General features: G+C 57.7%; 7 protein-coding genes. 6 read left to right on the top strand and 1 reads right to left on the bottom strand.

What is annotated here, in order from left to right; translation table 11 throughout:
- Positions 1 to 172: 172 nt before the first annotated feature.
- From AC24YW_RS32625 to AC24YW_RS32640, 4 genes are all read left to right on the top strand, one after another.
- Positions 173 to 1,621, top strand: coding sequence for a M16 family metallopeptidase (locus tag AC24YW_RS32625; RefSeq protein ID WP_487486552.1), 1,449 nt, complete (start codon positions 173 to 175; stop codon positions 1,619 to 1,621).
- A complete protein-coding gene (locus AC24YW_RS32630) occupies positions 1,621 to 2,973 on the top strand; it encodes a M16 family metallopeptidase (protein ID WP_487486553.1) in 1,353 nt (450 codons plus the stop codon). The genes AC24YW_RS32625 and AC24YW_RS32630 overlap by 1 nt, the downstream gene beginning before the upstream one ends.
- A gap of 949 nt (positions 2,974 to 3,922) precedes the next feature.
- Positions 3,923 to 4,672, top strand: coding sequence for a P-loop NTPase family protein (locus AC24YW_RS32635; RefSeq protein WP_109145653.1), 750 nt, complete (start codon positions 3,923 to 3,925; stop codon positions 4,670 to 4,672).
- A gap of 59 nt (positions 4,673 to 4,731) precedes the next feature.
- Entirely contained in the window at positions 4,732 to 5,451 is a 720-nt protein-coding gene (locus AC24YW_RS32640) for a hypothetical protein (protein WP_487486554.1), read from the top strand.
- 271 nt (positions 5,452 to 5,722) lie between these two features.
- Here the strand turns inward: AC24YW_RS32640 and AC24YW_RS32645 are convergent, their stop codons facing one another.
- The gene (locus AC24YW_RS32645) at positions 5,723 to 7,360 is read right to left on the bottom strand and encodes an NEL-type E3 ubiquitin ligase domain-containing protein (RefSeq protein ID WP_487486555.1); all 1,638 of its coding nucleotides are present in this window, start codon (positions 7,358 to 7,360) and stop codon (positions 5,723 to 5,725) included.
- A gap of 1,183 nt (positions 7,361 to 8,543) precedes the next feature.
- Between AC24YW_RS32645 and AC24YW_RS32650 the strand changes: the two genes are divergently transcribed.
- Positions 8,544 to 8,843: a hypothetical protein gene (locus tag AC24YW_RS32650; protein ID WP_487486556.1), complete on the top strand. Its 300-nt coding sequence runs from the start codon at positions 8,544 to 8,546 to the stop codon at positions 8,841 to 8,843.
- 2,013 nt (positions 8,844 to 10,856) lie between these two features.
- Positions 10,857 to 12,050 carry a molybdenum ABC transporter ATP-binding protein gene (gene modC, locus AC24YW_RS32655; RefSeq protein WP_487486557.1) on the top strand — a complete coding sequence of 398 codons (1,194 nt, stop codon included), beginning with the start codon at positions 10,857 to 10,859 and terminating at the stop codon, positions 12,048 to 12,050.
- The last annotated feature ends 248 nt before the right edge of the window (positions 12,051 to 12,298 follow it).

The following is a 12,298-nucleotide window of genomic DNA, read 5'->3' on the forward strand; positions in this document are numbered from 1 at the left end:
GCGAAGTTCTCCTGAGGCGTTGCGCGCAAGGTCGCTGTGTACCGTTGCGTACGCGAGGCGCCATCCGGCGATTGGTCCGGATTTTGCTCCACTGTTTGCCAAGACGAGGCGCGGCTCCCCGCCGTGTCGGATTTTCTACGATAGTGACAACTATGAAACGAAAGGCGATGCCATGAAGAACCGGCTTTCGGTCACCGGCAAGGCGGCAAGCACCGCCGCTGAAAGGTCGGAGTCGACGACGCGCACCGCCCCGGCGGTCGAGCGCAAAACGGAGAGTGGCACCGGCTTATACCTTCCTGACGAGGCCAGCGTCTTTGCCGATCCAGGCAAATCAGATCAACCAGCATGCTTCACACTTCAGAACGGCCTGCAGGTCGTCGTGATCCCGGATCATCGCACACCCGTCGTGACTCAGATGATTTGGTATAAGGTCGGTTCCGCGGACGAACCGCCTGGCAAATCGGGGCTTGCGCATTTCCTCGAACACCTGATGTTCAAGGGCACATCCAAACATCCGGCGGATGAGTTCCGCAAGGCTGTTATGCGCGCCGGCGGCTATCAGAACGCCTTTACCGGATTCGACTTCACCAGCTACTTCCAACACGTGCCTCGCGAGCACCTCGGTAAGATGATGGAATTTGAAGCCGACCGCATGAACGGTCTCATTCTCAAGGACGAGGATGTGCTGTCCGAGCGCGACGTCGTGCTGGAGGAATTCAATATGCGCGTCGCCAACCAACCAGGTAACCGGCTTGCTGAGCAGATGATGGCGGCGCTCTACCTTAACCATCCCTATGGCCACCCCGTTATTGGGTGGCGCCAGGAAATCGAAACGCTTACCCGAGAGGACGCGCTTAGCTTCTACAAGCGCTACTATGCACCCAACAACGCGATCTTGATTGTCGCTGGCGACGTAAACACCAAGGAAATTCTCTCGCTGGTGAAGGAGACGTTTGGCGGCATCCCCGCGCAACCGTCGATTCCCGTGCAACGCCTGCGGCCGCAGGAGCCGACGCCGGCCGCGCAGCGCAGAGTGACGTTGGCCGATTCCCGCGTCGAGCAGCCAGCCCTGCACCGCTATTATCTCGTACCGTCGGCTCGCACCGCCGCCGCTGGGGAAGGTCCGGCGCTTGAGGTGCTCGAGCAGTTGATGGGCGGCGGTGTCAATTCATATCTCTATCTCTCGCTTGTTGTCGAAAAGCAGCTCGCGGTCACTGTCAGAGCGAGCTACCAATCTGCCGCACTCGATCCCTCGCTATTCGCGATTTCCGCCATACCAAAACCTGGTGTCCACCTCAGCCTGATCGAGCAGTCCATCGACGAGGTCATCGCCGACATTGCCCGTAATCCCGTGAGCACCGAAGATCTGCAGAGCGCGAAGACGCGGCTGATTGCGCAAGTCACCTATGCCCAGGACAGTCAGGAAATGCTCGCGCACCGGTATGGCCGCGGCCTGACGACGGGACTATGCATTGAGGATATTGAACGCTGGCCGGAGGACATCCGCGCTGTCGGTGCACGGCAGGTGCACGAAGCACTGCGGAACTGGCTCGACAAGAAACGAGCGGTGACCGGCTATCTCATAAAAGAGTCTACTCCACGACACTGGGAGAAGCTCTAGTGATTTATCCTTGCACACGACGTGGGATCCTTCTCCGCGGAGCGTCGCTCTCCATCGCTATGCTCGCTTCGCCAAATTCAGTTGCCGCCGCGAGCTCACTTGGCCGAACCAGGATCAAGCGCCTAGTTTCGTCTTGCGGTATAGAGGCGTGGTTCGTGCAGGATTCTACCGTCCCATTGATCACGATGGAATATGCCTTCACCGGCGGCGCGACTCAGGACCCCGCTCAAAAACCTGGCGTCGGTCACATGGTGTCTGGCCTGCTCAAGGAAGGTTCCGGCGACTTTGACTTCAAGACCTTTCATCAGCGGCTAGACCGTCGTGCCATTGAGTTGGGTTTTCATGTGACCCCTGATCACTTTCGCGGTGCCTTGTGCACGCTCCAAGACAACGCGGACGAGGCCTTCGAGCTTTTACGGACGGCGCTAACCTCACCGCGTTTCGACTCGGCCGACGTCGAACGGACCCGTGCTACTGTGCTTGCGCGCCTTCGGCACGCCTCGACCGATCCTTCGTCTCTGGCCCATCGCAAGTTTCTCGAAGTCGCGTTTGGGGATCATCCTTACGCTCGCCCAGCCGAGGGCTCGCTGGAAAGCGTGCCGAAGATCGAGGTCGCGGATCTCAAGGGTTATGTCCGACGCGTGATCGCAAAAGACACGCTCAAAATCGCTATTGTCGGCGACGTCGATCCAGCGGTCGTCTGCAAGCTGCTCGACAAGACATTTGGCGGCCTGCCGAGCAACGCAGAAGCGGTGCCGGTTACCGAAGTCATCGCAGCAAAGCCGCCACAGCGGGTCTTCATTCCGGTCGATGTGCCGCAAACAGTTGTGACCTTTGGGGGGCCGGCCGTCCGTCGGAGCGAGCCGGATTTCATGGCCGCCTACATCGTCAATCACATTCTCGGGGACGCCGGCCTTACGTCTCGCCTGTTCCGCGAAGTCCGCGAGAAGCGCGGACTGGCCTATTTCGTCCGTGAGCACCTTGTCTGGTTGGACCATTCAGCCATTTTTCTCGGCAGCAGCGGCACCTGCGCAGATCGTGCCGGTCAGACGGTTGAGGAAATCGAGAAGCAGGTCCGCCACATCGCGGAGGAAGGACCTACTCAGCAGGAACTCGATGACGCAAAGTCTTACCTGAAGGGCGCGCAACACGTGGCTCTCAACACATCATCAAAGCTTGCGCGAACGCTACTGAAGAATCAGATCGACAAGCTGCCCATCGACTATTTCGAAAAGCAGAATGCCCTGGTCGATGGGGTGACGCTGGAGGACGCCAAGAGAGCAGCGCAGCGGCTGTGGGGTGAGGGTCTGCTCACAATTATCGTCGGCCGCTCCTCGAACGACGCAGCGTAGTGCACCCCCATGCCAACGGGGACCACACCCCAGCTAGGCGCCGATCAGCCAGACGCCGGGGCGACAACGCCGCCCAATTGAACTTTCTAGCAGGGCTGGCCGCTTAGCAAGCGCATCGCTCTTGCGTGCAGAGTGCATCTAGCACCCGCCTTTAGCTTGTGGAGATATTCCAGGGCGAGGCAGCTACCATGCGACCGCTCGAGGCCGGCTCTTGCGCAAACGCGTTTGAACAAGGCGACAATCCGGGTTGGATCTTCGGGTTAGCCAAAGTAAGCGCTTTAAAGCCGGAGCGTACACTGTCTGCCGCTTCAAGGAAGCGGCCAACGAGAGTGCCATGGCCATCGTTCATTCCACTAAGAACCTCCTTGACCGGTAGGACGTAGCTCGGCGAATCTGTGTCCCACGCGCTCCACCTTTCGCGTGTCCCGACATTCATCAGCAGAGTGAGAGCTCGGTCGTTCAGGATCATCTTTCAGAAATTAACCAGCCGGTTCGCTCTTTGCCGAAAAGACGACCATCTGATCCAGCAGACCTTTGTGGTCTGCCAAGCCATAGGCGCACCGCGTCGCATCGCCTTGATCTGCCGAGTTCCCAATCTGACGCCACGTTAGTTTCCGTCGCTTCATGAAAAGTAGTAACAACAGCAACGGCATCTATGGATAACCTATGTCGTTACAACGATCACAACAGGCGGACAGTTGATTCTTGCCCGCGCATTCCAATTGCCCACAAACCTGACGTAGATCACCAATACAAGCGATTAGTCCCATTCTCCGGCTTGCATCATCGGACGATGTTACTCGCTCAATGTTGAAAACGTTTATCAGTTGCAGAGCTCCAGCATCGAAGGTTCATTGCCCCTTCTTTCTGCCATGATCGCACCCAAAAGCAGAGACGTGCCGATTGCGCACCTTGCGCGCGGCAATAACGAGTGTCTCAGGAGATGTTGATGGTTAAGCCAGTTGTAATTGTGGTCGGTGCGGACAAGGGAGGAGTCGGCAAGACGACCGTATCACGAACGCTACTGGACTACTTCAGCGTCAACAACGTGCAAACACGCGCCTTCGACACAGAGTCGCCCCGCGGAACGCTGAAGCGCTTCTATCCCGAGATCACTGAGATCGTCGATATGACCACGACGGCGGACCAGATGAAGATCTTCGATACCTTGAACTCAGGGCTATCCGTCACCGTCATCGATGCTCGGGCAGGCCTACTGTCCTCTGCGTTGGCTTCCTTGCGCGACATCGGCTTTCTGGACTCAGCACGGTCGGGCCAGATCACATTTGCCGTGTTCCACATCCTGGGATCATCCATCGCTTCGCTAGACGAGATCGCGGAAACCGCGACTTTCATGAGCGGCGCAAAGTACTACCTGGTCAAGAACTTCATCAACGACACTCAATTTTTCCAGTGGGATCAAGCGACTTATAATTCCTATTTTCACCGCATCAAACATGCGACTGAGTTGACCATACCGAAGCTCAACGAGATGGCCTATGAGCAGGTGGAAGTCGCATCCGTCCCATTCATAGACTTCGTGGCAAACAAGGGACGCAACGATGAACCCGCGAACAACTCCTTCGTCCTGCGCGGCTATGTCCGGCACTGGCTGGCAAATGTCTGGAGCGAATTTGATCGCATCAACTTGACGGAATTGGCGGGGGCCAAGTCCGCCACCCGGGCCGGCGAAAAGTAGCGGCATATCCGGCGAGCTCCGGTCGGGCCTACATACGGAACGAAATTGATCTGCTGGCTATGTTAGCGACCCCCATCTACATCATCTGCTCTCCTAGCCCGCAGGTCGGTAAAACCCTCATCGCTCGGGCGATGAGCGAGTTCTTGCTGCTGAAAAACGGCACAGCGCTATCGTTCGATGTCAACTTGAAAGAGCCTTCATTGCTCGACTATCTCCCCAACATTACGGAGACCGCTGATGTGATCGACACTTACGGCAAGATGCAGCTGATGGACCCTCTGATCATCCACGATCGGGTACCCAAGGTAATTGACCTCGGCTTTCACGTCTTCGACGAATTCTTCAAGATGTGCGAGGAAATTGGCTTCATGAAGGAGACAGCGCGCTGCTATGTCGCCCCTATCATCCTCTTCGTCGCGGGAGCAGACCGCATCTCCTTTCGCGCTTATGAAATGCTACGGCGGCGAATTCCGCCGGCGTCGCTGGTCACCGTCCACAATGAATTCGTGCTGCGTGGCGAATTACCGGAAGTGATGGATCACGAGCGGGTGATTCGGATTTCCGCACTTCCCCTGTTCCTTAAACGATATATAGACCGGCTTAGCTTTTCCTTCACTGGATATCTGCGCGACGAGAAGGATTGGTCCACCGAGCTGCATCAATGGATTCGACGCAATTACAGCATGTTTCGCGAGCTGGATTCGAATGTGACGCTGCGAAGGTCTGACCGTCGACGGGGAACGGATATCGATAGCCTACGTTGCACAAGGGCTACTTAAGAGTTCGGCCTGATCACCATCTGTTCGTCCGGCCTATGAGTGGTTCGTTGACCGCTGACTTCAATGGCGTTCGTCGCGAACGCATTGCGCGTATACGACTTTTCCGCTTGGATCTCCATCCTTACAATCGTGCGCACGGACAGCGCGAGGGGCAATCGACAGCAGCTCATTCGCCATGGCTGATGCAGACAGCCCCATCCTCGAAGTAACCATGACCGCCTTGACTTTGTGAGCGATTAGCCGGATCGACGAGGTCTTCCTTCGGGAGCGCTCATAGCTTCAGGCCGAATTTGCCGAGCACCTGATGCATGACCGCGCCTTTGATCTCGCGGGCGATCTCGTCTCGTATCTGGGCGCCGAGGACCCGTTCGGCATCGGCATCGCCTGTCAGACCATGCTCGGCCAGCCGCTCATCCAAGCGGGTTTCAAACTGTACGCCCATCGCGTCGAGGAGCCGCTCCTGCATGTCAGCATAGTCTTGGGGTGCGATGCGCCTCACCACGCTTTCCCATGGTTGCCAGCGCGCTGCCAAATAGTCCGGAAATTCCGCCGCCTCCTGCTCCCGCACTAATACCTCGGCCCTGGCCACATCCCCCTCGGTCACGTGAGAGACATTTATGAAGCGCATGTCAGGAGCCGTGTGCCGCAGCTCCAGGGCGTCCCGCAGCCGGGTCTGATAGGCAAGGTAGACCTCGATCTCATCGACGTCGGGATCGGCACGACGAAGTGAATTGACCCTCTCGCGCGCGATCCTATCAAGCGCTTCCAAGCGAAACATGACGCGGCCGTTCTGGAGCAATTCGCCCAGTCGCCCGTCATAGACGCCGTCCTCGACATCAGCGTTCAGGCGTGCAGTCTGCATGCCGTTCCAGACCAAAGTAATGCGATCTTCGCAGCTCGCGTTCGCTCCCGAAGCCAATTCGAAATACTGCTCACGCAAACGCGGCCTGACAGCTGCCTGCCGCAGGTCATCAGCAACCGCCTGACGGAACGCCTCATGATGGTAGTTCACGGTGCCCCGGAGCCGGTCGAGGAAGCGTGCATAGTCCGCGGCCCCCGCCTCATGGGCGAAGTGCTGCCAAGTGGACATTGCCGTCGGCTCGCCCTCAAGCCAGTCCGCGGCGACCTCTTGCAGGGACCGCGGCTGAAGTTGCACCGCTCCAGGGGTAATCGAGAAGAAAACCTGAGGGCCGGCATAGTGTCCGGCATGCATCGCTTCTGCCAGGCAGGCCTGCACCCAATCGGCGAGCGGATTATTCTCCAGATTAACGCTCGACTCACCGCCTAGCTGCGTCAGCAGAGTCTCGGGCACGTTGGTCAGCAGATTGTCGCTGGCACCGAACCATATCAGATGGTGCGGGACCGTCTCAGGCAGTCTGGTCAGCCGGTTGTAGCTGGCGCTGAGCCATTCGAGCGCGGCCGGGAGAGGCTCGGGCAGGCTCGCCAACTGATTGTGATCGACGTTCAGACTCTGCAGCCCGGCTGGAAGGCGGGGCAGGTGGGTCAGGCGGTTACCGCTCGCGTCCAACTCCTGAAGCGTTTCTGGAAGGCGTTCGGGCAGACTTGCCAGCTGATTGTTGTCGACATTCAGGCGGCGCACTCCGGCCAGAATGGGCGCAGATAAGGCGGTCAGGGAGAGGGACGATAGATCTAGCAGCTCATTGAGATCACCCGTACCGCGCCAAGCTCTCGTTCGACTTACTGCCAGTTGCCGATCCTCATGTTGCCCCTGCCCGTCTTCGGCAGCCCAGTCGGCCAGCAACTCGGGCCGGGCGGCCCCCTCGGCGCCGGACCCGTGCATGTCCCTCAACGCCTCGCCCCACTGCGATGCGGCGGCGGAGCCGGGTTCGGAGCTTTCTGAATCGGAAGTTGCGGAAGGAGCACCAGCCCCGAGCTGTTCTGCGTTCATCGATATCGTTTCTTGCGTGTCAAAATGGAGCGAACGCGCCGGGGCGGCGCATCTTACAACTGGTAATCCCCCACTATGGCTGACGCTCCACCGGCCAACCGAAATGAGGTGCAATCCCACAACCGGGCAGTTCCGCACGACTGACGCGAATACGCCTGCGCAAGTAGCGCCGCGCAACTGCAAGCAGTGCAGCGAACGAGGCGACGTGTCGCTCGCAGATCGGTTGATATCGGAATCTGCCCCGGTCTCGCCTGCGAGATCTGCGCCCTTTGAGCCGAGCCTGCAAGCGAGTAGCGACGTTCATGATACGAAAGTTAGCTGTCGGTAAGCTGACGGATCCCGGCGCGATGGAAAGACGGGGCTTGGCTGGGTCACACACATTTTAATGCCCGCTTCATTCCATCATCGACGCTGTCTCGCCGCTCCAACCGGCAAGTGTACTGATGATGCCGGCCGGGCGCTCCGTGCCGTCCATCTTAAATGGCTTTCCCGGCCATCGCCCGCAGGCAAGCAAACTGGAAACTAGCAGGTCGTCGTCGTGATCTCCGTTTGGGATGGGACGTCAACGCCTGCCATGTGAGCCTTGATCTTTTACGCATCAGCAACGGTACAACCTGGTGCAGCGTGCGATCCAAGCTATTCAATCGATCTTCAGAGGGGTGCGCAGCGGATGTCGACGGCATTGACCGTCTGTGGAATGCTCAACTGCCTCGACCCTGCGTCCATCGACATTTTGTCTTGTACTACCAACCGCAACCGCGTTCGCTTCTTTGATCAGCTGGCGCATGCCGTGGATCGCTGCCCTCCTCAAAGTTCGTTCTCATGACTTTCCCATGTTGTTGATAAGTTCCACCTCGCCCGTAGATTGTTTAGGGTAGGCGATTGTGCATGCCTATAGCAGGCCGGATCTACTTAACTGCCCGTCGGCCAACCGATCTTGTGGAGCGCTGAAATTGTGCAGGACACACGATTGGGACGCCGTGAAACCGCGAATTCTGCCGCGATTTGCCGTCACACGCCCGATGTAGGGTGATATTGACCGGCAAGAGTTGCACATATCTTGCTCGCCGCCTCCGGGGACGAACGGGCGGGCGTCGGCTGAACTATTCGGCAGAAATGCGGAGCCAAGCAACGGCCGCTCAGACGATCGTCATGCTTGATACTCCAGGAACGAATATCTGTGATGACTTCGATTGATGATACGTTAAATGAGATCAGATGGTTGCGAAACGAAATCTGGCGTTGCCGTCGATCACTTGGCACTGAACTGCCTGGCGCGCAGCGGGAGGCCGTTGAGAAGCGTCTGCATGAACAGCTTTCTGCCTTTGAGAGACTTCTGTCGACGGCGTTCCCATTAGCCCTGAGCTCTAAAGTGTATTCGGTCAAGAGCACCACGATCGGGCGAAGCGACTCCCCTGAAGCGCCCATCGAGAACGCCGCAATGGCATCAAGCGGATGCCTCGAGAAGTCGATCAGCGGCTAACAAAAGCGGTTTTGCTACCTCACTTTGTTTACCTTGAACCCGGCAGTCCAGCCCAAGGTAGTCCCAAGCTGAGAAGCCAAGGGAAACCGCAATGAAACAACCCTCCAACGCAAATATTCGGGCGACTCTTTTGCCTGTTACTACCCCATAGCCCCTGCCCAAAAGCACCTAATCGCCGGCCACAAACAGTCTAGCTTGGTGCGGAGTACGGATTTACAGCATATATCCCGGCAATTCCTCCTCCCTCAGCTGACACAGTTGTCGATCGGACCCGTTACCGCGAATCACGAAAGCCTCGAAGTCGCCGAATGGCTGCAGCGCTGATTAAAGCGCGACTGCTGCCAATTGGTCCGCGGATCAGTCCTCAGATAGTTGAGCCGCGCGTCGGCAGGCTGATGCTCCAGTCCGATCAACTTGCAACCACCGAGCTGGCCAAAGCCGGAGGCCCGGTCAGGCCGAACATCTCACTATTGTTCGAGTTCGCAATTGCCGTGCCTCACTCTCGATAAAGGCCTACTGGACGCTTGTTGAGAGATTGTCTCGACCGGTCGTTTCTGCCCGCGGCGGCGGTCGGCATAACGCGTCGGCATTCGCGGCGTAAATTTTTGAAATTTTCTGTTAGACAAAACATCGCCACGTCAGCTTCGTTGCGGCCTGTAAAGCGGTCACAGAAGCGGATCACGTCTGGTTTGCACGACACTAACACTTCCTCGGCCCGACGATCTCGCGCGCAAGCGTATCCTGTGCACCAGCTCGCTGCTATCGCGATCGTAGCAAAGACGGCTGCATAGCGATGCGCATTGCAAGTCCCGCCTATTCGTCGCGCTTGATTCACCAAACCTCTCTTAAACCGCATATACTTCACTGCTTTTTTCTTTGCCCCGCCAGGCTGATCTGTTTACCGGATTGCAGCGCCTCGGCAGCCACTGGCTTGCTGTTCCGGGCGCCGCAATGATACCGGCGCTCGGAAATCATCGTACCGCTAGGCGCAACACGCATTGCGAAGACCGGGATCACACGGAGATCGGCCGTTTAGCGCTTGTGTGCCGATGTTGGCTCCAATACGGCGTTCTGCTTCGCAATGCCTACATCCTGACGTTACGATCGATTCAAGCACTTTGAGCGAGCGGGCGGCGGATATCGTCTCATATCAGCGCTTTTTACCAGCGAGCGGCTGCCGACCTCCCTTCGCGCAGGTGCGTCGGCCGGAGGCAGGGACTTGTGCATCACCGACGCGTGGCCGCACATTCGCCGAAGCACCATCTCCAACGCGAGAGGCATGGTTCACCCTCAGGTGCCATCTCATAGCTCCTGCATGTACGGTTGGCGACGTTGAACGTCCAAGGTCCTACAATACGATGCAGCGATTTAAGACGCAGGGTGGAGGCCGATGCAAAGCCTCCCTTGGCAAATAGCCGGCCAGATATTCCTTAAAACGGCACGCCGATTGCTGGGTAAGGATCAGCAAGTTGCCGCGAAGAAAGCGGTCGCGGCGGAGGCGGGATTCCAATGAGGTTTATTCGATTCATCCTGATCGACCTAGCCTTGCTGCTACTCGCACCTGAGAGTGCAAAGGCCAACATTGTGACGACCGACGCAAATTTCAAATCGGCTCGGAAAGCTGTGGGATCCGTGATGCCGAATTCTGGCCCCGAGCCAGTATCCGGCTCCGGCGTGTTCCGACAGCTTCACTGCCAAGCCTTTCAAGCCGCGCCATTCCAACATTCATTAGAAGCCCTCGGCCCGCCAAGCAGACTGACAACCTTGCGCTGCTGGAATGGCGCTTTACCTCTGATTGGCAAGCGCAGCGGGCAACGTCCGGTTGCCACACTCCTAGCGGCGCGGAGCTGCTAACAAGAGCTTGATACAAATCTGCAGTCCGCCCTCCCACCCAAGGCTCCTCACGTGAGCGGAAACGCCGTGCTGCCGCGCCATAAACGGCATCGTCGAAAGCATGGCCATCAGCTCCACTGCTGCCATTGGCCTCCTGATTTAGATGAGAAGATGCAGAACATGCGAAGCTTCATTAGAGAAGCCAAAAAGGGCTGTATCGAAGTTGCCTTCAACGGCTCTCTCGGAAGTATTCCGCTAGATACGCAATTCAGCGTACCAGCCAAAGGCGTCACAGCGATTTCTGGTCCCCCCGGGTGCGGCAAAACTACGCTCGCGCGCTGCATCGCTGGGGTCCAGCGCCTGCCGAATGGATTCTGTGCAATTGACGGGGAGATCTGGCAGGATGAGACTATATTTCGACCGCCTCATCTGCGTCACGTCGCATATGTATTTCGCTTACCGATTCTCTCTTCTCATTTGTCTGTCCGACGCATACTCTTATACAACGCGTCCAAATCGGAACCGACACTGATCGATTTTGATGGTGTGGTCGAATTGCTCGCCTTGGCGCCACTGCTCGAGCGTTTGCCATCACTTCTTTCCGGAGCGGAGCGACTGCGACTCGCTCTTGGCCGTGCGCTGCTGGGCCAGCCTCGGCTAGTCTTGCTTGACGATCCACTCATTGTGCTCGACCGCTCGGCCAAACGCGAGATCCTGCCCTTTCTCGAGCGCATGCGGCAAACGCTTCCATTGCCGATGATTTACTTCAGCCATGACATCGCTGACATCGAGCATTTTGCCGATCATCTCGTCATGATGAAGGATGGCGCCGTGACTACGGCCGGTCCGCTCAGTGTCCTTCAGAGTGATTCGGCGCTTGCCAAGCGCGGCGAAGCGGCAGTCTGTCTTGATACTACGGTCGGCGGCTATGACGGGCGCTATGGGCTTATCAAGCTTCGCCTCAAAGCTGTGCGCTTTCTGATACCTGGAGTGCCGCTTACACCGGGGGCGCAGCTGCGGCTACGCATCGCTGCCGACGACGTCAGCATCGCGCGCGAGCCACGGCGAGCAAGCTCTATCCTCAATGTTTTTCCAGCACGCATAAAAGCCTCTCTGCCGCACGGCGAGGCTGAGGTCACCTTGGTTCTGACCCTTGAAACCGGCCGATCTGGCGTGCCGCTTTTGGCGCGCATCACACGCCGCTCCTTTGATGCGCTACGGCTTAGCAATGGAGGGGAAGTATTCGCGGAGGTCGCGCGCGCCGTTCCGCTCGGGTTGCCGAGCGGTTGCTTGCAACACCTGCCACATTCGCATGAGCACCTTCGACAGCTATGCCCCGATGCGAGAAGAACACCAACAAGATCCCGGCCGTGATCGACGGTCTACATAAGATAATCCGAATAATGTTCCGGGTATCTCTTTGCCTTAAAAGCGATCTCGATCGGCTACTGACCGATCTGGCTCAGGACGTCGCGCACCAAAACGTACGCATCGGCAGCTGGTGCAGCGACAGTCGAGGCGAGCAAATGGCACGCAGATGATACTCGCAATCGATGTTGCCAGGGGAGAAAAGATCTCAATTTCGCAACCACCCGGCAGCAGAGCAATGTTCTGTCTTGATA

It is taken from the genome of Bradyrhizobium sp. USDA3516, from assembly GCF_057651995.1.